Source organism: Sphingopyxis sp. YR583 (assembly GCF_900108295.1).
Classification (GTDB): domain Bacteria; phylum Pseudomonadota; class Alphaproteobacteria; order Sphingomonadales; family Sphingomonadaceae; genus Sphingopyxis.
In genome coordinates this window covers 402,992-424,173 of sequence record NZ_FNWK01000001.1, presented here as the reverse complement: position 1 = coordinate 424,173, position 21,182 = coordinate 402,992, and the positions used below count along the sequence as shown (strand labels likewise).

Below are 21,182 nucleotides of genomic sequence, written 5' to 3'. Positions count from 1 at the left end.
ATGACGAACGGCGAGCACGCGGCGGTAATCGATACCCGGCAGAGCGAGCGCAAGGTCATCCTGGCCTCGTCGCTCGGCACGGTGTTCGAGTGGTATGATTTCTACCTTTACGGCCTGCTCGCGACGATCATTTCGGCGCAATTCTTCTCGGGCGTCAACGAAACCACCGGCTTCATCTTCGCGCTCGCAGCCTTCGCCGCGGGCTTTGCGGTAAGGCCCTTCGGCGCGGTGGTCTTCGGGCGCATCGGCGACCTTGTCGGGCGCAAGAACACCTTTCTCGTCACCATGGGCCTGATGGGCGTGTCGACCTTCCTCGTCGGCGTTTTGCCCAGCTATGCGTCGATCGGCGTCGCGGCGCCGATCCTGCTCGTGCTGCTCCGTCTCGTCCAGGGGCTCGCGCTCGGCGGCGAATATGGCGGTGCCGCTACTTATGTGGCCGAACATGCGCCCGACGGCAAGCGCGGCCTTTTTACCAGTTTTATCCAGACCACGGCGACGCTCGGCCTGTTCGCGGCACTCGGCGTCGTCATCGTCATTCGCTCGACGATGGGCGAAGAGGCCTTTGCCGACTGGGGCTGGCGCATCCCGTTCCTGATCTCGGTGATCCTTTTCGGCGTCTCGCTCTGGATCCGCCTCCAGCTCGAGGAAAGCCCCGTCTTCAAGCAGATGAAGGAGGAGGGCACGACCTCAAAGGCACCGCTCACCGAAGCCTTCGGCCGCTGGGAGAACCTCAAATGGGTGATCGTCGCGCTGTTCGGGGCGGTCGCGGGGCAGGCGGTGGTCTGGTATTCGGGGCAATTCTACGCGCTCTTCTTCCTCGAAAAGACGCTGAAGGTCGACGGCGCGACCGCGAACATCCTGATCGCCATTGCGCTTGCGCTCGGCACCCCTTTCTTCATCTTTTTCGGCTGGCTCAGCGACAAGGTCGGGCGCAAGCCGATCATTCTCGCGGGCTGCGCGCTCGCCGCGATCACTTATTTCCCGGCGTTCCAGATGCTGACCGAGGCTGCCAATCCCGCGATGGCAAAGGCGCAGGCCAGCGCTGCGGTAAAGGTCAGCGCCGACCCGGGCGCCTGCGCGTTCCAGTTCGATCCGGTGGGCAAGGAAAAGTTCGAAAGCACCGGCTGCGATATCGCCAAATCGGCGCTGGCAAAGGCGGGCGTCAGCTACACCAGCACCATTCGTCCCCGCCACACGGGGCAGCCGGCGACCGTCACGATCGGCGACCGCGTCCTGGTCGCGCCCGAACCGTGGCGTCTTGCCGAAAACGACCGCGCGAGCGCAGCCGACGCTTTCCGCAAGGAACTCGCCGCTGCGACCGGCGACGCGGGCTATCCCGCCGCCGCCGATCCGAAGGCGATCAACAAGCCGCTCGTCGTCGCGGTCCTCTTCTATCTCGTTCTGCTAGTGACGATGGTCTACGGCCCGATCGCGGCGCTGCTGGTCGAACTGTTCCCCAGCCGTATTCGCTACACCGCGATGTCGCTGCCCTATCATATCGGCAACGGCTGGTTCGGCGGTTTCCTGCCGACGACGGCGTTCGCGATGGTCGCGGCGACGGGCAACATCTATTATGGTCTCTGGTATCCGGTGATCGTCGCGGTGATCACATTGGTGGTCGGGCTGCTCTTCCTGCCCGAAACCTTCCGCAGGTCGCTTCACCCATAGGAACTGACCTTGGGGATAGATTGACCCATCCGACTTGTTCGTTAGGGTCGCGCCAGGCCTTGAGGGGGGCATGATGATCGCCGACGACATGGATTTCGACCCACCGCCGCCGCCGCGGCGTCCATTCTTCCGCCGCAAACGGGTACTGATCCCGCTTGCGCTGGTGATAATGATCGTCGTGGGCTTCCTGCTGCTCCTGACCCCCGACACCGATCGCGCCGCGATGATCGCCAAATATAGCGGCCCTGCCGGCGCTTTTGTGGACGGCCCGGCGGGGCAGCGCATTCATTACCGCGATCAGGGCAAACGCGGCGACAGGGCGATCATCCTGATCCATGGTGCCAACGCCAGTCTCCACACCTGGGAACCGATGGTGGAGCGGCTCGGCGAGACCTATCGCGTGGTCACGCTCGATCTGCCGGGTCACGGCCTGACCGGCGCGACTCCCGACACCGACTATTCGGCGCAGGGCATGATGGATGCGGTCGACGTCGTCGCGGCGAAGCTCGGGCTCGACCATTTCGTCCTTGGCGGCAATTCGATGGGCGGCTGGGTCAGCTGGCGTTACGCGCTCGCGCAGCCCGACCGCGTCGATGCGCTTTTGCTTATCGACGCCGCAGGCATGCCGTTGCGGCGGGGCGAGAAGCGGCCCGAATCGAACGTCGGCTTTCGCGTTCTCGAATACCCCTTCGGACGCTGGCTCGCGACGCGGGTCACGCCGCGGACGCTCGTCGAACAATCGCTGCGCGGGTCGATCGAGAAGCAGGAGATCGTCGATGACGCGATGATCGACCGCTATTGGGAATTGCTGCGTTTTCCGGGCAATCGCGCGGCGACCGTGCTGCGCGCGCGCATGGACCGCGAACCCGCGATGGCGGCGCGCGTCGGCGAGATCGCGGCGCCGACGCTGATCCTGTTCGGCGACAGGGACCGGATCATCAACCCGACCGCCGCCAAGACGTTCAACGAACGCATCGCGGGGTCGGAGGTCGCGATGCTGCCGGGCATCGGTCATTTGCCGATGGAGGAAGCCCCCGATGCGACTGCCGCCGCAATCACCGATTTCATCAAGCGGCGGCTCGCTGACCCGTCGCGGGCGAATCCAGAAACGCGCTGATCCGCACGGAAATCGCCGCGGCGTGGGTGAACGGGAAGAGGTGCGATCCCGGCACCACCTCCAGCACCGCGCCGTCGACCAGATCGGCTATCGCCTGCCCATGGCATGCGGGAACGACCCCGTCGCGCTCACCCATCAGGATCAGCACGGGCTTGTCTTTCATCAGCGGCAACGTCGCAACGCTGGTCCATCCCGCCATCGCCATCGTCTGATACGCGAGGCCGAGCGGGGTCGCGGTCGGCAGCTTCAGGCCGCTCGCCAGCATATCGTCGTCGAGCAGCGCGGCCCAGCCGATCCCCGGCGCGCTCACCGTCGGCGTCGTCGCCATCAGCACCAGCCGACGAACGCGCCCGGGAAACTGGATCGCTATCTGCTGCGCCAGCGCGCCGCCCCAACTGAAGCCGGCGACGTCGATCAGCTTGTGACCCAACCGGTCGGCGATCTCCATCACCACCGCCGCGATCGTCGACGCACCATAGGGCAGCAGCGCGTCGGGCGACCCGCCGACCCCGGGCATATCGAGCGTCCATACCTCGCGGCCGTGAATCTGCGCGAGCAGCGGTGCCGCGGCGGCCAGATCGGCGCCGATGCCGTTGAGGAACAGGAGCGGCGTGCCCGACGTGCCCTCACGCCATCGCGCGACACGCAGGCTGAGACCGTAGACATGCTCGGTGTGGATGGTCGGACGGCCGCTGATCCTGCTCATCGCCGCGCTTTCGCACATCTGGATGACCGGCGAAAGGCTGCTGGTCTATTCGGCCTGTCTCGCGGCCTCCGCTGCCTGTTCATAACGCAGGCAGTCGAAAATCTTCGCACCGGCCAGGAACACCGATCCGGTACAGGCGAGCAACAGCAATTTGCCGCCGGTTCCAGGATATTCGTGGATATAGGCGGCGCCCCGCGCCATCGCGCCGACGGCCAGTGCATAGATGATGAGGCACGCTTCGAAGCGGGTCTTGATGACGAACAGGCGTCCGATTTTTTTCAGCATCACCATAGCCTAAGCAAGCGTCGTGCCACTGGCGCAAATGCGGGATTCGGCGCGCCGGGCTTATGGTAAACTGTAAGTTAATCCGACAGATGAGGGAAGGCGGGCGCTTAAAAATAGCGCGGGATCGGGCCGATTTGCGGTGTCTGGTCGGGAAGCGCGACGACGACATCGTCCACATAACACCAACCCCATCCCTCGGGCGGATCATAACCCTCGATGATCGGATGCTGCGTCTCGTGAAAATGCGCCCGCGCGTGGCGTGCGGGCGAATCGTCGCAGCAGCCGACATGCCCGCAGGTGCGGCAAAGGCGCAGATGCACCCATATGCCGCCCGTCCGCAGGCAGTCCTCGCACCCCTTGGCGCTCGGGACGACCTCGTGGATCGCGGCTTCGTGCGAACAGGCGGTCATATGTCCTCCTTCGTAGCGTGTGCCGGCGCGGGAGCTCTATGCTACCACCGGTCGCTATCCGATCGTCACCATATAGGTCACCCGATAGTCGCTGGCATCGCCGTCGAGCGTTTTCGTGAACGTCCCCGGCGTATCGCCGATATCGATCGTCCCGATATTGTCGCTGCCGCCGATATCGTCGAATTCGCGGAGCTGGAAACTCACCGGCTGGTCGAACGCAAAGCTTTCGGGGACCACCCAGCTTTCGCCTCGCTTGATCGAATAAATCTCGCTCTTGCCCTCGGGAAAGCGCTGCCCGGTGTTGAAGCGCAGGAACAATTGATCGGGAAGCCCGAGTCCCAGCCGACCCGTCAGTTTGACGCATTCGACGCGGATGTTCGACAGGATGAATTTTCGGCTCGCTGCGGCGGGCGGCGGGGCTGCGGTGGTGATTGCGGTCGGCGCGGCGGCACCGGGGTTCTTGAGCAGCCGGCTGATATTCTCGCCCGCCTGTCCCGCAAATTTCCCCGCGGGGAATTCGGCGAGATAGGCGCTGAACGCGCGCACGCTGTTGTCCGCGACCGCGCCCTTCCAAAGCAGATCCTCCAGCGCCGCGCGATCGCCCGAAGTCGCTGGCGCGGCGACAGGCGCCGTTCGCGGGACCAGATAGACGGGGGTTCCCGTGATGCTGGCGCTCACGAACGGCCGCTGGCTGCCCGAGGTCGCCTTGAGCACATCGTCGCGGATCAGCCCGCCGAGCAGCTGCACCGGCGTATCGGGCTGCGGCAGGCGCTTCGCGAGCGAGGTCGCAAAGGGCGAGTTGCCGTTTGCCCCATCGGCGGCCGTCTGCCCCGGCGCGGCGGCGAAGATCACGAGCACATCATCGGCCTCGACCCCCGCCAGCCCGTTCGCGACCGCGCGCGTTCCCGATCTCCACGACCGCCCGAACGGATTGTTGCGGCACGAATCGAGGACGATCATGCGGATCTGCGCGCCCGACACCGATTCCATCAGGCGGTCGAGATTGATCGCCTCATAGGGCAGGTCGAGGTCGGATTTCAGTTGCGCATCGGTCGGTATCAGCCAGTTCTTGCCCTGCGCTTCGATTCCGTGCCCGGCATAATAGACCATCGCGACCTCGGCCCCGTCAGCCTTGGCGCGGAAATCGCGCATCGCTTTCTGGAAATCATTGACCGCGAGGTCGGCGGCGACGGTCACATCGTCGAATCCCGCTTGGCGTGCCGACGCGGCGATGATCCTGATGTCGTTCGCGGGGTTCGCCAGCCGGCTGGTGTTCGCATAATCGCCATTGCCGATGATCAGCGCGACCTTGCGCGCCTCGGCCGCCGACGGTGCGAGCAAGAACAGCGCGGTGAGGGTGACAAGCCAGAATCGCAACATCGCGATATCCTTTCGCTACGCGGGGCGCGCCGCTCCATATTCGACCCAGCCAAATGGTCTCGGCGTCTTGGGCATGTACGCCGCGCCTTGGCGTTCGACCGCAAAACCGGCGCGTTCATAGGCATCGCCGATCGGACGGGTCAGATGGCAATTGCCGCCGATGCGCTTCCACACCGGCTCGATCCGCCGTTGCCAGGTCGCAACGCCGGCATCGGGCGCACCGCCATGCTCCAGAAACAGCGCGGTTCCGCCGGGTTTCAGCACGCGGCGGATCTCGCCCAGCACTGCGGCCTGATCGGCGACCGAACATAGCGTGAAGGTGGTGACGACGGTGTCGAACTGCGCGCTCTCGAACGGCATCGCCTCGCCGACGCCTTCGCGGATGTCGGCGTCGATCCCGCGCGCTGCCGCTGCTGCGACGCTCATCGCAAGCAGTTCGGGCGAGGGGTCGAGTCCACTGAAGCTCTCGATCTGCCCGGGCCGATAAAATTCCATATTGATGCCGCCGCCGCAGCCAAGCTCCAGCACATGTCCGCGCGCATGCGGCACGACCTTGCTGCGCGCCTTCATGATCTGCCCCTGCGAACAGGCGCATTTGATCAATCGCGGCACCCCGTGACGTTCCCACCAGCTTGCCATTCGCCAGTCTCCCCTTGGCGCGGAAGGTGACCCTTGCTAGCGCAGTTGGCAACACCCATCTGTGCGTACCGGCACAGCCCAAGAAAGATCGTCATGCCCAGCGTTCACCACACCAAGATGCTCATCCTCGGTTCCGGCCCCGCCGGCCTGTCGGCCGCGATTTATGCGGCGCGTGCTGGCATGCAGCCGATCGTGGTGCAGGGGCTCCAGCCCGGCGGCCAGTTGACGATCACCACCGACGTCGAAAACTACCCGGGCTTTGCCGAAGTCGTGCAGGGGCCGTGGCTGATGGAACAGATGACCGCGCAGGCGATGCACGTCGGCACCAGCATGATCTGGGATACGATCGTCGACGTCGACCTCTCGCGCCGTCCGTTCAAGCTGACCGGCGACGGCGGCGACGTCTATATGGCCGATACGCTCGTTATCGCGACGGGTGCGCAGGCCAAATGGCTCGGCGTTCCGGGCGAACAGGAACTCGGCGGTAAGGGCGTTTCGGCCTGCGCGACGTGCGACGGCTTCTTCTATCGCGGCAAGAAGGTCGTGGTGATCGGCGGCGGCAACACGGCGGTCGAGGAAGCTCTCTACCTCACCAACCACAGCGAGGATGTCACCCTGATCCACCGCCGCGACAGCCTGCGCGCCGAAAAGATCCTGCAGGACCGGCTCGCGGTTAATCCGAAGATCAAGACGCTGTGGAACAAGCGCGTCGAACGCTTTGTTGCGGGCGAGGGCCTGACCGGCCTCGTCGGCGTCGATCTCGTCGACACCGTCACCGGTGAGGCGAGCTTCGAGCCCACCGACGGCGGCTTCGTCGCCATCGGCCACAGCCCGTCCACCGAACTGTTCAAGGGCAAGTTGCCGCTGGACGACGACGGCTATCTTCAGGTCACGCCCGGCACCTCGCTGACCTCGATCCCCGGCGTCTTCGCCGCCGGCGACGTCACCGACAAGGTTTATCGTCAGGCGGTGACGGCGGCGGGCATGGGCTGCATGGCGGCACTCGACGCCGAACGCTTCCTCGCAGAGGCCGAATATCACGCGATGGCGGACGCCTGAGCGGCGAGCACCGCCAAAATCCGCTGTGCGAGCCACTCGCCATCGTCGCCGGCGAAGCTGTGCGAGGCGCTGGCGAGGCGCTCGACGCGAAGGGTGCTGGGATTCTTCTCGATATAGGCAAGCGACGGGCCGCAGCTTTCGATGAAAGCCTGTGCGGTCCGATCGTCGGTCGCGAGCAGGATCGTCGCCGGACAGAGGAGTTCGGCGAGCGTCGCGTCGATCCGGTCGGCAAGGCTATCGGGCGCCCGCTGTTGCGGCGGCTGTTTGAGCGCGGATAGCCCGCGGAACAATTTGCGGAGATCGACCTCGCCCTTGAACAGGCGCAACAGGCTCCGCGGGTCTTTCAACCGCGACAGGTAACGCGCGCGGATCGCCGAAGCGGGCGGCAAGGCTGGCGCATCGCTTTCTTCGCCGTCGCTATCGTAAGTCCACGGGTTGGCGACGATGAGGCCATCGAGCGCCAACGGCTGGTGCAGCAACAAGGCGCTCGCCGCATCGCAATTGCCGAAGGCGACGATATGCGTGACATGTGGCGCCGCCTCGCGAAACGCCGCAATCGCCGCGGCGATATCCGGCCCACTGCTTTCGAACCCGTCATTCGCGCCCTCGCTGTCGCCGATCCCGCGCCGATCGAAACGGAACACCGGATGGCCGGCCTCGGCAATCCGCGCCGCGAGCATCGCCATCCCGCGATGCGCGCCGCTGCGAATCTCGTTGCCGCCCGATACGATCAGCAGCCCGGTGCCGCTCGCCGCCGCGTCGAGGCTCGCGGCGAGCGTCGCGCCCTCGCAGGCAAAGCTCAGCTGATGCCGCATGTCTTGCTCCATGCGGCAATATCGGTGGCGATCGCCTGCGCCATGGCGGCATCTTCGCCGGGCTCGGCGCGCAGCCACAGCGGCGTTCCCGCCACGCCGTCGGGGCCAAGGCCGATGCTGCGCAACGGTTCCACCGCTTGCGCCTCGCTCGCGCCGAGCTGGGCGATCATCGCGGACGACAAGCGATTGCCGGCGAGCAACAGCGGCGCGGATTTCGCCTCATCCTGCAGACTTTCGAGCGAAGATGTTACGCCTGCCTCACGATCGGCACTTACCCGCGCGCGCATCAGCGTGCGGAGCAGTGACGCCCCGCCGACGGGCGTCAGGCGCCACCATGCTGCGGCTTTCACCTTATGATCGATCAATGCGCCCCCGCGCACCGACGCCATCATCACCGGTCCGTCGATCGTTGCCGCAACTTCGGCAAGCGCATTCCGCCAGCGATCCAGATCGACCTCGACCAGCGGAACCAGGCTCTCATTCTGCCCCGGCAGATCGGGCAGCACCGCCGCAAACCCGTCCGCCGCCAACGCACGCATCGCGAGCACCAGCGTGCGTCGCGTGCGGTTCGCTTCCTCGAACAGTGGCGGAACGATCAGGACGGTGGCGCGGGCTGGCCCCGCGGGGGTGATGCGCAGAATATGTTCGTTCATGCGCGCCGACGGGCTCAGTCGGTCGCTTTGCGCAGCGAAAAGGCGAGCAAATTACCGTAGGTTTCAAAGATTTCACCGTCGACTTCATCATCGTCGATGATGATGCCCAACCGGTCTTCCATTTCGGTCAGCACGGTCGCGACTGCCATCGAATCGAATTCGGGCAATTCGCCGAACAGGCCGCTGTCATCGGTCAGCGCAGCCGCGCGCGCCTCACCCAGGCCAAGCACATCGGCAAGCAGGGCGCGCAGGGTGGCATCGACGGAATTGCTATCGGTCACTTTTCTTTCCTCGACACGGAACGGGCATATGCCTTCAATGCCGGACCCCATGCCGCGATGCGCGACGGATTGAAAGCCTCGATGCGCCACAAAGGATCGTGCCGGTTCATCCAGTCGCGCTTGTACCCGTCGTTACCGGTGCCGAAATCGACGCGCTTCACGCCATCGACTTCGATCACATGCTGGAACAGCGCTGCTGAAAGCAATGTGCCGGGTGAGGCTTTCAGACTGTCCTCGACATGCGCCAGCTTGTGGATGAAGGCGGTGCCGTCCTCGACCGTCCAGAACTGCGCCGCGACGGGCACGCCATCGATGCGCGCGATTCCCATGCGGAATGTGCCGCGTTCGCTTTCTATCTCGGCAAAGGCGCGCAGCAATGCGGGGTCGCCTTCTTCGGGTTTCCAGCTCGCCGCATAAATCTGTTCATAGGCGGCCCAGCTTCCCGGGTCGAAAGCGGTGAGCAGCTGGATATCGACGATACCCTTCTTTGCTTTGCGCTGGACGGTGTTGCGCAGCGCGCCAGGGCGGCTCGCCCACCAGGCGTCATGGTCCATTTCGCCGAGGTCGAGCCAGTGGCGATCGCCCGCCGCCGTTTTTCTTACCCACCAGCCCGCGGCACCCAGCGCAGCGGTCAAAGCGTCGGGGTTGATGACGGGATACAGCGTCAGGCGCGCGGCCCTTTGGCGCAGATCGGTTGCCAGCGCGCGAAGGGCGGCGTCGCGATCGGCGTCGCCCTCGAACAGCGGGCGGATGGAAAAGCTGTACCAGTTGGTCAGACCGACGAAATTGCCCGGTGTTTCGACCCGCAGCGGCAACCAGGCCCGCGTCGCGCCGACGCTGCCCCGTGCGTCGATCCGGCCCAGGCCGGCGAAACCATGCGCGGCGAGCAGGTCGAACCACGCTGCACGGTCGAAAGGCGACGCAAAGCCATCCGCGCGCGCCGTGGCGGGCAGCCGCTCATCATTAGCGTGATGTTCACCGTTCCCTTGCATGGTGCTGCCCTCTATCATTCTTGTCCTAACAGCCGATGACCAAAGCCGAAAACCCATCTTCAAGGCCGATCGACCATCTCGCCTGCTGCGGCGCGCCCGACGCGGCCGCGCTGCTGATCGGCGACAAGGTCACAAGCTTCGCCGACCTCGATGCAGGGGTCGGTCGACTGGCGTCGTGGCTGCTCGAACAGGCCGGCGGTCCGGGCGAGCGTGTCGCGAGCTGGAGCGCGAAGACGCGGCTCGCCTGCCTGATACCGCTCGCTGCGGCGCGCGCCGGGCTGATCCATGTGCCCGTCAATCCACTGCTCAAGGGCGCGCAGGTCGGACATATCCTGTCCGACAGCGGCGCAAAGCTGCTCGTCACCAATGGCGCGCGCGCCGAGATGCTTGGCGTGGGGCTGCCCGACGAATGCGCGGTGCAGGATCTGAAGATCGGCGAGGAAGTCATTGATTCGGGCGGGCAGGGGCTTCCGCTCTCGGTTGCCGAGCCCGACGATCTCGCCGCCATCCTCTATACCAGCGGATCGACCGGCCGGCCCAAGGGCGTGATGCTCAGCCACGCGAACCTGTGGCTGGGTGCTGAAAGCGTCGCCTCCTATCTCAAGATCGCGCCCCACGACCGTGTTCTCGCCGTGCTGCCGCTCAGTTTCGACTACGGGCAGAACCAGCTGCTTTCGAGCTGGTATGCCGGCGCATCGGTCGTGCCGCTCGATTATCTGACCGCGCGCGACGTCGTAAAGGCGGTGGCGCGGCACGGCGCTACGACGCTCGCCGGCGTACCGCCACTCTGGGTGCAACTCGTCGAGGCCGAATGGCCCGCCGAGGCGGCGGCGCATCTGAAGCGCCTGACCAACAGCGGCGGCGCGCTGACGCCGTCGCTGATCGAGGCGATGCGAGCGACGTTTCCGGCGGCCGACATCTATCCGATGTACGGGCTGACCGAGGCGTTCCGCTCGACCTTTCTCGATCCGAAACTGGTCGCCGATCATCCGACTTCGATGGGCCGCGCGATCCCGCATGCCGAGATATTGGTGTGCCGGCCCGACGGAACGATCGCCGCGGACGAGGAGCCCGGCGAACTCGTCCATTGCGGCCCCCTCGTCGCCAAGGGCTACTGGCGCGACGAGGAACGCACCGCGCAGCGTTTCAAAGCCACACCGTGCGCGTCGGAATATGGCGGCACCGCAGTATGGTCCGGTGATACGGTGCGCCGCGACGCCGATGGCCTGCTCTATTTCGTCGGCCGCGACGATGCGATGATCAAGACAGCGGGCAACCGCGTCAGTCCGACCGAGGTCGAGGATGTCGCGGTGGGGTCGGGGGTGATTTATGAAGCCGTGGCCTTCGGTGTTCCCGACCCGCGGCTTGGGGCCGCGATTATCCTGATCGTTCGCGGCAAGGACGGCGTCGCGAAAGAAGGACTTGCGGCACATCTGCGCCAGAATCTTCCCAATTTCATGCAGCCGCAGGCGATCGAGTGGCGCGATGCCCTGCCGCGCAATCCCAATGGCAAGCTCGACCGCACGGCGATCGCGGCCGATTGGGCAAAGGAGACGACGGCATGAAACCGCATGGTCCGATCCCGCCCGCTTTCCGCGCCGATGTCAGCGGCATGCTGCTGATCGGCGGCGACCGTGCTGAGGCGCTCGCCGACGTTGCGGGCGATACGCCGCTGTTCGCATATGACAGCGCGATGCTGACCGCGCGCGTCGCCGAATGGCGCGCCGCGATGCCCGGCGGGGTGCAGCTTCATTATGCGATGAAGGCGAACCCTTACGCACCTCTGCTCGCCTTCATGGCGCGGTTGGTCGACGGGTTCGACGTCGCCTCGGGCGGCGAACTCAAGGCCGCGCTCGCCAGCGGAATGCCGGCGGGGGACATCAGCTTTGCCGGCCCGGGCAAGCGCGACCGCGAACTCGAAGCGACGATCAGCGCGGGAGCGACGCTCAACCTCGAATCCGCGGGTGAGGCCGAACGGGCGCTGTCGATCGCAGACCATCTCGGCCTCACGCCCAGCCTTGCGGTACGCGTCAATCCCGACTTCGACCTCAAGGGATCGGGCATGAAGATGGGCGGCGGTGCCAAGCCTTTCGGCGTCGATGCCGCCGAGGTTTCGGCGCTTGTCCGGCGCCTGATCGCCGCTGGCGCTGATTGGCAGGGCTTCCATATTTTTGCCGGATCGCAGGCGCTTGACGCTACGGCCATTGCCGAAACGCAGGCCCAAACGGTTGCGCTCGCCGCGCGGCTGGCGAACGAGATCGGTGAAACCCCGCCGCTCGTCAATCTCGGCGGCGGGATGGGCGTGCCCTATTTTCCTGGCGACAAGCCGGTCGATGTCGCCGCCGTCGGCGCGGCGCTCGGCGAGACGCTCGCGGCGCGCGATCCGGTGCTCGCCAAAAGTCATTTCGCGATGGAACTCGGCCGCTGGCTCGTTGCGGAGGCGGGCGTCTATTTGACCCGCGTCGTCGACCGGAAGCTGAGCCATGGCGAAACCTTCCTCGTCACCGACGGCGGTCTCCATCACCAGCTCGCCGCGAGCGGCAATTTCGGCACCGTGATCCGCCGCAACTATCCGATCGCGGTCGCCGGTCGCTTTGGGGCCGAATCCGTCGAAACCGTCTCGGTCGTTGGTTGCCTCTGTACGCCGCTCGACCGCCTCGGCGACCAGATCGCGCTGCCGCGTGCCGACGTCGGCGACCTCATCGCGATCTTCCTTGCCGGCGCCTATGGCGCGAGCGCGAGCCCGGCGACCTTTCTCGGACAGGGACCGGCACGCGAAATGCTCGTCTGATGTGCCCGAATCTGTTCCTGATTGGGACAGGTTGCGACGAGCGCGGTCCAAACTTAGTTCAATACTAACATTATGTTCACCCTTTTCGAGCAATTGCGGAAGCTGACGCAATGGCTGTCGCCGCGGAGTTTCCGGAACGCGGTCCCCCTGACGGCTCGAAAGGTTGATTGGATTATGGCTTCGTTCCCCTCGCTCCGTGTCGCGCGCATCGCGCTGGTTTCGGGCATTGCCGCGACCGCGTTGACGGGTTGCATGGGCGCCGGCGGTCCCGCGCCGCAACTGCCCAGCGCCAATTTCGTCGCGAACCAGGAAGGGCCGGGCGAGGAATACATCATCGGCCCGCTCGACGAGCTCCAGATCTTTGTGTGGCGCAACCCGGAACTCGGCGGCAAGGTACAGGTCCGTCCCGACGGCCGCATCACCACGCCGCTGATCACCGACATGCCCGCGGTGGGGAAAACCCCCACGATGTTGCAGCAGGACCTCAAGCTCCAGCTCAGCCAATATATCACCGACCCGATCGTCAGCGTGATCGTCACCAGCTTCAACAGCACCTTCTCACAGCAGGTGCGGGTCGTCGGTGCGACGGAAAAACCCGCTTCGATCCCGTTCCGCGCCAACATGACCGTGCTCGACGCAATGATTGCAGTCGGCGGGCTGGGCGAATATGCCGCAGGGAATAAGGCGCGACTCGTCCGTTTCGACAAGGGCAGTGGGAAGCAGCAGGAGTTCGGCCTGCGGCTTAATGACCTGATCAAGCGCGGCGATATCAAAGCGAACGTGCGGCTTCAGCCGGGCGATGTGATCATCATCCCCGAAAGCATGTTCTGATATCGACCGGCGGCCACCCACCCATCTCCCAAGGATAGATTTCGAGCGATGAACAGCCTTTACGACGAATTCCGGGTCGCGCTGCACAGCGTCTGGACGCGCCGGTGGCTTGTGCTGGCGGTGGCGTGGGGCATCTGCATCCTCGGCTGGCTCGCGATCGCGTCGATCCCCAACCGCTATGACAGCCGCGCGCGCCTGCTCGTCGACGTCAACGAAATCCTGCCCGACGACGCACAGATCGGCGGCGCACGTCCGCAGATCGACCAGATCCGCGAAACGCTGACCAGCGCGCGCAACATGGAAAAGGTTGCGGCGACGACGGGCCTGCTCCCCGCCGGCGCCAGCGAGCGCGACAAGGCCGGCGCCGTCGCGATGCTGCAAAAGAATATCAAGGTCGTTCCGCAGCAGGACAACATCTTCGAAATCACCTCGAGCGTCGCGGTCGGCAGCCTGTCCGACGCCGACAATGCAAAGCTTGCCTCGGGCGTTCTCGACAGCCTGATCACCGTCTTTCGCGACGATCAGCTTCGTGGCGGCCGGATGAACGCGCGCGAAGGCCTGAAATTCCTCGACGCCCAGATCGCCGATCGCGAAAAGGCGCTGCGCGAGGTCGAAGCGCGCCGCGGCGCGTTCGAAGCGCAGAATATTGGCATGATCCCCGGCGGCGCCGGATCGCCGGCGCAGCGTGTCGATGCGGCGCGCGCCGAACTCAGCCAGATCGATTCGCAGCTCGTGTCGGCGCAGGCGCAGCTGGCTGCCGCGAACGGCCAGCTCGCCTCGACACCCCAGTCGATCCCGGGGGCGGGTGGCGGTGTCGGCGGCGGCGTCGCGCGTCAGCAGCTTGCCGGGGCGCAGAATGAACTGTCGTCGATGCGCGCGCGCGGCCTGACCGACGCGCACCCCGACATCATCGCGCTGAAAAGCCAGATCGCGTCGCTCAAAGCCATGGCCGATCGCGAAGGCACGGGTGGCGGCGGTGGCGGGATGCAGAACCCGGCCTATGCCTCGCTCGCCGCGATGCGCGCCGAACGGCAGGCAACGGTCAGCGCGCTGTCTGCGCGCAAGGGCCAGTTGATGGGCGACATATCGAAAATCACGGCGCAGCAGATCCAGAACCCCGGGATTGCCGCCGAATATGACCGGATCAATGGCGAATATACCGCGTTCAAGGCGCAGTATGACAAGTTGCTCGCTCAGCGCGAACAGGTGCGCCTGCGCGGCTCGGTCCAGACCGAAACCGACGCGATCAAGATCGAACTGCTCGACCCGCCGTCGAAACCGACCAGTCCTGCAGCGCCCAACCGGCCGCTGTTCCTGACGCTCGTCCTGCTCGCGGGCATCGGCGGTGGTATCGGCGCGGCCTTCGGCCTCGGCCAGGTGCGTGCCAGCTATGCGACCGCGGCCAAGCTCGAACGCGCGAGCGGGCTGCCCGTGATCGGCTCGATCACCGAAGTGGTGACGCCCGAACGCCATCTCGACCGGCGCAAAAAGCTCGTCTGGCTGGCCGGCGGCGGTGGGGCGCTCGTGGGCCTTTATGCCCTGTTGCTGATCGCGGAATTCATCCAGCGCGGCATGGTTGCGTGACGGGGGACGATGACATGAACGACCAACGCAAAGTCAAGCGCCCGCCCTCGCTCCTTGAACGCGCGGCTGACATGTTCGGCCTCGATCCCGCCGCCAACGCGCCGACGATCGACCTGTCGAGCCTGCCGCCCGAAACGCCGAAAAAGGTGAAGAAGGTCGTTGAGCCGGTCGTTGAAGCGACGAAGCCTGAAATCATCGAGCCTGTCGTCGAGGCGGCGCCGGCTGTCGAAGCTGCGGCCGCGGCACCGAAGCCGTCGCCGCGCAAGGACGTCGCCAAAGCCGCGCCCGCCATCATACCGTCGCGGCAGGGAACGATCGATCGCGAACGACTGACATCGCGTGGCATGATCGTGCCGGGAACCCCCGTCACGGGCATCTCCGAAGAATATCGCATCGTGAAGCGCGAGCTGATCCGCAATTTCGGCGGTACCGGCAATCGTCCGGTCCTGCCGCGCGGCCACCGCGTGCTGATCGCCTCGGCGAACCCGGGCGAAGGCAAGACCTTCTCTGCGGTGAACCTCGCATTGAGCCTTGCGGTCGAGGCCGATCACGACGTGCTGCTGATCGACGCCGACATCGCCAAGCCGAGCGTACTCGAAGCCTTGGGGCTCGACGACGGCCCCGGCCTGATGGACGCGCTCGCGGATCCGCACCTGGCGGTGGGCGACTGCCTGATCCAGACCGATATTCCGGGCCTGAAGGTCATGCCCGCGGGCACCGGCCATATGCACGATACCGAACTGCTCGCCTCGGCGCGGACCGAGGCTTTGTTCGCGCAGCTCGAACAGGGCGCGCCGGGCCGCATTCTCATCATCGATTCGCCGCCGGTGCTCGCGGCATCGCCCGCGGCGGTGCTCGCCGGGCATGTCGGGCAGACGATCATGGTCGTGCGCGCCGACGAAACGCTCGAATCGGCGCTGCGCGACGCGATCGGCCTGATGGGCGCGTGCCCGCACATCCAGCTGCTGCTCAACGGCGTCAAATATTCGCCGGGCGGCCGCCGCTTCGGCACCTATTACGGACAAGGAGGCGCGTGATGCGCACCATCACCACCATGCGTCATGTGTCGACGCTGGCGGCCTTGCTGCTCGCCGGGGCGGCGACGGGCGCGCATGCGCAATTTTCGGGCAATCCCGGTTCGGGCGGCGGTGACGCCGCGTCGGCGGGTGCGTCGGCGCCCGAAAAAGGGCGTTCGGAAAAACGCGCCGATCGCCGCCGTACCCAGCGGACGGTCGACGTCAGCCCTTATCTCGAAATCGACCAGGTGCTGACCGCCGACCTCAAGAATGGCGGCGACGTCCTCACCTATACGAACCTTGCAGTCGGCGTCGACGCGTCGATCGTGACCAACCGCGCCGAACTTGCAGGATCGGTGCGCTACGAACATCGCATCGGATGGAATGACAATCTCGGCGATTCGGATGTTGTCAGCGGCCTTCTCCGCGGCCGGATCGAGGCTGCGCGCGGCCTCAACCTCGAAGCCGGCGCGCTCGCGACGCGCGCCCGCGCCGACGGACAGGGCGCGGCGAGCGGGCTGTTCATCGGCGATGCCAGCAACACCGCGGACATATATTCGCTATACGCCGGCCCGACCTTCGCGCGGCGCATCGGCGGGCTCGACGTCGGGGCGGGTTATCGTTTCGGCTATACCAAGGTCGAAGTCGACGAACCTGCGATCCTGTCGCCGGGAACGCAGCCGCAGGATATTTTCGACAGCTCGACCAACCATGTTGCCTGGGCCAGCGTCGGCGCGCGGCCCGGCGACCTGCCGTTCGGATGGCAGGTGTCGGGCGGGTATGAGCGCGAGGATGCGAGCCAGCTCGACCAGCGTTACGAGGGCAAATTCGCCCGCGCCGATGTAACGATGCCGATCGGGCCGACCGTCGCGCTGCTCGGCGGCGTCGGTTACGAGGATATCGAGATCGGCCAGCGCAACCCGGTCGTCGATGCGAATGGCGTGCCGGTGCGCGATGCGAACGGCCGCTTCATCACCGACAAATCGGCACCGCGCCAGCTGTCGTTCGATACCGACGGGCTGATCTGGGACGCCGGGGTGATGTGGCAGCCGAGCCGCCGTACCTCGCTGACCGCCAAGGTCGGCCGCCGCTATGGCGACACCATCTATACGGGCAGCTTTTCCTATCGCGCCGATCATGCGACCTCGATCCAGGTCGGCGTTTATGACGGGCTCTCCAGCTTCGGTCGCGGCCTGTCGGGCGGGCTTGCCGCGCTGCCGACGCAGTTCGACCCGACGCGCAATCCGATCAGTGGCGACATCGACCCCTGCGTCTTCGGCCAGCAGGGCGGCGGCTGTCTCAGCAACCAGCTCGGCAACGCGACCTCGGCGCAATATCGCAGCCGTGGCATACAGGCGTCGCTGTCGTCGCGCTTCGGCGGCTGGAATTATGGCGTCGGCATCGGTTACGACCGGCGCAAATTGCTCGCGCCGCTGCTGTCGCCGATCGGCAATCTCAACGGAATCAAGGACGAGAATTATTATCTCTTCCTGTCGGCGGGGCGTCAGCTCGACGTCGATTCCGACCTCACCTTGTCGGGCTATGTCAATTATTTCGACAATGGCGCGCCGGGCGCCAGCGAGGTTCAGTCGGCGGGGCTGACGACATCCTATTCGCGGCGCTTCTGGCGCGGCCTGACGGGGACGGCCGCGGCCAGCATCAATGCCTTCGACCAAGAAGGTTTCAACAGTCAGCTTATCGGTTCAGCTTTGGTGGGACTTCGTTACAACTTCTGACCAAGCAACGGGAATTTTTGCGATGTACGATCAGTTCTATGGTTTCACCGGACGTCCGTTCCAGCTGACGCCAGACCCGCATTTCTATTTCGAGAGCGGCACGCACCGGAAAGCGATGTCCTACCTCGGCTATGGTCTTGCGCAGGGCGAAGGCTTCATCGTCATCACCGGCGATGTGGGCGCGGGCAAGACGACGCTCGTCGGCCATCTGATGAACACGATCGACCCCAACCGCCTGACCGCGGTCAAGCTGGTGTCGACGCAGGTCGAGGGCGACGACCTTCTCCGCCTCGTCGCCGAACAATTCGGCATCGAGTGGGAAGGGCAGAGCAAGGCCGAATTGCTGCGTTCGATGGAGGAATATCTGCGCGAACAGGCGCGCGCCGGTCGCCGCACGCTGCTGATCGTCGACGAAGGGCAGAATCTGGCGATCTCGGCGCTCGAAGAGTTGCGCATGCTGTCGAACTTCCAGCTCGGCGGCCATTCGCTGCTCCAGATCTTCCTGCTCGGTCAGCCCGAATTCCGCCAGACGCTCTTTCACTCGCCGACGCTGGAGCAACTGCGCCAGCGCGTGATCGCGACACACCACCTCGACCCGATGGAGCCCGAGGAGGTCGAACCCTATATCCTGCACCGCCTCGGCAAGGTCGGCTGGACGGGCAACCCCAGCTTCAGCCCCGACGCGTTCGAGGAAATCTTCGAATATAGCGAGGGCGTACCGCGCAAGCTGAACGTGCTGGTCAGCCGCCTTCTGCTCTATGGCGCGGTCGAACAGATGCACCGCATCACCGCGCAGAATGTGCGCTCGGTGGTTGCGGAGATCGAGGCCGATCGCGGCATCGACGCGGCGACGCTTGCGCCGCTGCCGGTCGACGAGATTGTCGCCGCTGCCGCCACGGCGGTCGCGCCGACTCCCGCGCCTTTCGCCGCGCCGCAGGCCGCGAACGAGACCACGCCGGAATGGCCGTCGCGTGCCGCAGCGCCGGTTGCCGACGGCCCCGCACCTTTCGCAGCGCCCGCCGAACAGGCGCCCGTCGTCGCGCCCGAGGTGGCTCCGGCCGCGCCCGCGATCGACCCCGAACAGCTTGCCGCGCTCGAAAAGCAGATCGCGTCGCTCGAGGAACGCCTCGTCGAACAGGACGCCGCGCTCCGCCGCGTGCTCGACCTGCTCATCGAATGGGTCGAACGCGATCCGGACAATGCGCCCAATCCGGCGAACTCGCGGACCTGGGCCGCCTGACAAGCCGGCCGAAATCGGCTATCCCGCTGATGAAGGTGAGGAAAAATGCAGAACGGCCTGTCGGTCGATGTCGAGGACTGGTTCCAGGTCGGTGCCTTTGAGCGCACGATCGACCGTGCCGACTGGCCGACGCTTGAATGCCGGGTCGAGGCGAATTGCGACGCGGTGCTACAGATTTTCGCCGACGCGGGCGCCAAGGGAACCTTCTTCACCCTGGGCTGGGTCGCCGAACGCTATCCCACGCTGATCAAGCGTATCACCGATGCCGGGCACGAACTCGCAAGCCATGGCTACGACCACAAACGCGTCTTCAACCTGACCGCCGATGAATTTGCGACGGACCTCAAGAAGACGCGGACGATCCTCGAAGACTTGGGCGGCGTGGCGATCCGCGGCTATCGCGCGCCGAGCTTCTCGGTCGATACGCGCACGCCGTGGGCGCATGCCGTGCTCGCCGAACAGGGCTATGCCTATTCGTCGAGCGTCGCACCCGTCGTCCACGATCATTATGGCTGGCCGCAAAGCCCACGCCACGCGTGGCGCCCGCTGGCCGACAGCGACCTCGTCGAATGGCCGGTCACGACCGCGCGCTTTGCCGGGCGCACGCTTGCGGCGGGCGGTGGCGGCTTCATGCGGATGCTGCCTTATGGCTTCACGCGCTGGGCGATCGCGCGGATGAACGAAGAGGGGCATCCGGCGATCCTCTATTTCCATCCATGGGAAATCGACCCCGGTCAGCCGCGCGTCGCCGAAGCGCCTCTCCGGTCGAAGATCCGCCATTACAGCGGTCTGTCGGCGATGGCCGGCAAGCTGAAGAGGCTGCTCGCCGATTTCGAATGGACGCGCGCCGACGCCTTGCTGCCCGCGCAGCAGCAGCGCGCGTTGCCGTGGCGCGCCGCGGCGTGAACGCGCCGATGCTTGCCGTGAAGCAGGATTTTTCCGGCGCGCCACTGTCCGACGCGGGCGAATGGGACGCCTATGTCGCCGCGCATCCCGATGCGACGCCCTTCCATAGCCGCGCGTGGTGCGAGGCGATCACCAAGGCTACCGGTCATCGTTGCCACCTCGTCACCGCACGCGACGCGACCGGCGCGCTGACCGGCATCCTTCCGCTCCATCATATCCGCTCGCCCCTGTTCGGTCAGGCGCTGGTGGGCAGCGGCTTTGCCGTCGACGGCGGCATCCTCGCCGACAATCCCGCGATCGCAGCGACGCTCGCGCAGGGCGCTGCCGACATGGCAAAGTCTCTCGGCGTTCCGTCGGTCGAACTGCGTGGCGGACCGCCGGTCGATGGCGAGGGCTGGAGCCGCGAGGAGGGCGTCTACGCTGGCTTCGCGCGCGACCTTGCCCCCGACGACGATGCCGAACTCCTTGCCATCCCGCGCAAGCAGCGGGCCGAGGTCCGCAAGGTTCTGGAGAGCGCGCTCACGGTGACGACGGGGCGCGACGCGGCCGAACGCCGCGATCATTATCGCATCTATGCAACAAGCGTTCGCAATCTTGGAACGCCGGTCTTTCCGAAAGCGCTTTTCGATGCCGTTCTCGATGCTTTTGGCGACGCCGCGGACATTTTGACCGTGCGCGAGGACGGGCGTCCGGTCGCGAGCGTCCTGAGCCTTTATTGGCGCGGCACGGTGATGCCCTATTGGGGCGGTGGCACCGGCGAAGCGCGCCGTCTCCGCGCCAACGAACTCATGTATTTCGCCCTCATGCGCCACGCCCGAAAGAGGGGTTGCACGCGCTTCGATTTCGGTCGTTCGAAGCTCGGCACCGGCCCCTTCGCCTATAAAAAAAATTGGGGCTTCGAGCCGCAGTCGCTGGTTTACGCCCGATGGCTCGCGCCGGGGGAGGCTGCGCGCGACACCAATCCGAACAGCGCCAAATACCGGCTACAAGTCGACCTGTGGAAGAAACTGCCGCTGTGGGCGGCGAACCGGATCGGCCCGCTGATCGCCCGCGGCCTCGGGTAAGACGCCGCT

General features: G+C 65.7%; 21 protein-coding genes. 12 read left to right on the top strand and 9 right to left on the bottom strand.

The features are described from left to right. On the top strand, positions 1 to 1,668 hold the full coding sequence (locus BLW56_RS01920; RefSeq protein ID WP_093508976.1) for an MFS transporter: 1,668 nt from the start codon (positions 1 to 3) through the stop codon (positions 1,666 to 1,668). A 70-nt stretch (positions 1,669 to 1,738) separates the two neighbouring features. Next, positions 1,739 to 2,785, top strand: a complete 1,047-nt coding sequence (locus BLW56_RS01915; protein ID WP_093508975.1) for an alpha/beta fold hydrolase — start codon at positions 1,739 to 1,741, stop codon at positions 2,783 to 2,785. On the opposite strand, the gene BLW56_RS01910 is transcribed toward BLW56_RS01915, so the two are convergent. From BLW56_RS01910 to BLW56_RS01890, 5 genes are all read right to left on the bottom strand, one after another. Next, entirely contained in the window at positions 2,736 to 3,491 is a 756-nt protein-coding gene (locus BLW56_RS01910) for an alpha/beta fold hydrolase (protein WP_093510737.1), read from the bottom strand. The genes BLW56_RS01915 and BLW56_RS01910 overlap by 50 nt on opposite strands. Positions 3,492 to 3,536: 45 nt before the next feature. Beyond that, positions 3,537 to 3,782, bottom strand: coding sequence for a hypothetical protein (locus BLW56_RS01905; RefSeq protein ID WP_371262197.1), 246 nt, complete (start codon positions 3,780 to 3,782; stop codon positions 3,537 to 3,539). A gap of 101 nt (positions 3,783 to 3,883) precedes the next feature. Next, complete coding sequence (locus tag BLW56_RS01900; RefSeq protein WP_093508974.1) at positions 3,884 to 4,186, bottom strand: UBP-type zinc finger domain-containing protein; 303 nt, start codon at positions 4,184 to 4,186, stop codon at positions 3,884 to 3,886. 54 nt (positions 4,187 to 4,240) lie between these two features. Then, a complete protein-coding gene (locus BLW56_RS01895; RefSeq protein ID WP_093508973.1) occupies positions 4,241 to 5,566 on the bottom strand; it encodes a caspase family protein in 1,326 nt (441 codons plus the stop codon). A gap of 15 nt (positions 5,567 to 5,581) precedes the next feature. Further along, the gene (locus BLW56_RS01890) at positions 5,582 to 6,205 is read right to left on the bottom strand and encodes a class I SAM-dependent methyltransferase (protein WP_093508972.1); all 624 of its coding nucleotides are present in this window, start codon (positions 6,203 to 6,205) and stop codon (positions 5,582 to 5,584) included. Positions 6,206 to 6,298: 93 nt separating this feature from the next. Between BLW56_RS01890 and trxB the strand changes: the two genes are divergently transcribed. Next, positions 6,299 to 7,264, top strand: a complete 966-nt coding sequence (trxB, locus tag BLW56_RS01885) for a thioredoxin-disulfide reductase (protein WP_093508971.1) — start codon at positions 6,299 to 6,301, stop codon at positions 7,262 to 7,264. Here the strand turns inward: trxB and BLW56_RS01880 are convergent. The 4 genes from BLW56_RS01880 to BLW56_RS01865 are packed head-to-tail and all read right to left on the bottom strand — an operon-like array spanning position 7,243 to position 10,005. Further along, entirely contained in the window at positions 7,243 to 8,079 is an 837-nt protein-coding gene (locus tag BLW56_RS01880) for a hydrolase 1, exosortase A system-associated (RefSeq protein WP_093508970.1), read from the bottom strand. The genes trxB and BLW56_RS01880 overlap by 22 nt on opposite strands. Further along, on the bottom strand, positions 8,064 to 8,732 hold the full coding sequence (locus BLW56_RS01875; protein ID WP_093508969.1) for a hypothetical protein: 669 nt from the start codon (positions 8,730 to 8,732) through the stop codon (positions 8,064 to 8,066). Before BLW56_RS01875 ends, BLW56_RS01880 begins: the two co-directional genes overlap by 16 nt. Positions 8,733 to 8,746: 14 nt before the next feature. Further along, positions 8,747 to 9,013: an acyl carrier protein gene (locus tag BLW56_RS01870; RefSeq protein ID WP_256203260.1), complete on the bottom strand. Its 267-nt coding sequence runs from the start codon at positions 9,011 to 9,013 to the stop codon at positions 8,747 to 8,749. Beyond that, the gene (locus tag BLW56_RS01865) at positions 9,010 to 10,005 is read right to left on the bottom strand and encodes a GNAT family N-acetyltransferase (protein WP_093510735.1); all 996 of its coding nucleotides are present in this window, start codon (positions 10,003 to 10,005) and stop codon (positions 9,010 to 9,012) included. The genes BLW56_RS01870 and BLW56_RS01865 overlap by 4 nt, the downstream gene beginning before the upstream one ends. Before the next feature lie 35 nt (positions 10,006 to 10,040). Here BLW56_RS01865 and BLW56_RS01860 point away from each other — a divergent pair, with 35 nt between their 5' ends. The 9 genes from BLW56_RS01860 (at position 10,041) to BLW56_RS01820 (ending at position 21,173) form a co-directional block, all read left to right on the top strand. After that, positions 10,041 to 11,570 (top strand): acyl-CoA ligase (AMP-forming), exosortase A system-associated, encoded by a 1,530-nt coding sequence (locus BLW56_RS01860; protein ID WP_093508967.1) that lies wholly within the window; start codon positions 10,041 to 10,043, stop codon positions 11,568 to 11,570. After that, entirely contained in the window at positions 11,567 to 12,796 is a 1,230-nt protein-coding gene (locus BLW56_RS01855) for a pyridoxal-dependent decarboxylase, exosortase A system-associated (RefSeq protein WP_093508966.1), read from the top strand. Before BLW56_RS01860 ends, BLW56_RS01855 begins: the two co-directional genes overlap by 4 nt. A gap of 174 nt (positions 12,797 to 12,970) precedes the next feature. Beyond that, positions 12,971 to 13,627 carry an XrtA/PEP-CTERM system exopolysaccharide export protein gene (locus tag BLW56_RS01850; protein WP_093510734.1) on the top strand — a complete coding sequence of 219 codons (657 nt, stop codon included), beginning with the start codon at positions 12,971 to 12,973 and terminating at the stop codon, positions 13,625 to 13,627. 48 nt (positions 13,628 to 13,675) lie between these two features. Then, a complete protein-coding gene (locus BLW56_RS01845; RefSeq protein ID WP_093508965.1) occupies positions 13,676 to 15,211 on the top strand; it encodes an XrtA system polysaccharide chain length determinant in 1,536 nt (511 codons plus the stop codon). A 14-nt stretch (positions 15,212 to 15,225) separates the two neighbouring features. Next, a complete protein-coding gene (locus tag BLW56_RS01840; RefSeq protein WP_093510733.1) occupies positions 15,226 to 16,248 on the top strand; it encodes a P-loop NTPase in 1,023 nt (340 codons plus the stop codon). Then, positions 16,248 to 17,963 carry a hypothetical protein gene (locus tag BLW56_RS01835; RefSeq protein ID WP_093508964.1) on the top strand — a complete coding sequence of 572 codons (1,716 nt, stop codon included), beginning with the start codon at positions 16,248 to 16,250 and terminating at the stop codon, positions 17,961 to 17,963. Before BLW56_RS01840 ends, BLW56_RS01835 begins: the two co-directional genes overlap by 1 nt. 22 nt (positions 17,964 to 17,985) lie before the next feature. After that, positions 17,986 to 19,203, top strand: a complete 1,218-nt coding sequence (locus tag BLW56_RS01830; protein ID WP_093508963.1) for an XrtA/PEP-CTERM system-associated ATPase — start codon at positions 17,986 to 17,988, stop codon at positions 19,201 to 19,203. Positions 19,204 to 19,248: 45 nt separating this feature from the next. Then, entirely contained in the window at positions 19,249 to 20,109 is an 861-nt protein-coding gene (locus BLW56_RS01825) for an XrtA system polysaccharide deacetylase (RefSeq protein ID WP_093508962.1), read from the top strand. A gap of 8 nt (positions 20,110 to 20,117) precedes the next feature. After that, positions 20,118 to 21,173 carry a FemAB family XrtA/PEP-CTERM system-associated protein gene (locus BLW56_RS01820; RefSeq protein ID WP_093510732.1) on the top strand — a complete coding sequence of 352 codons (1,056 nt, stop codon included), beginning with the start codon at positions 20,118 to 20,120 and terminating at the stop codon, positions 21,171 to 21,173. Positions 21,174 to 21,182 lie beyond the last annotated feature (9 nt).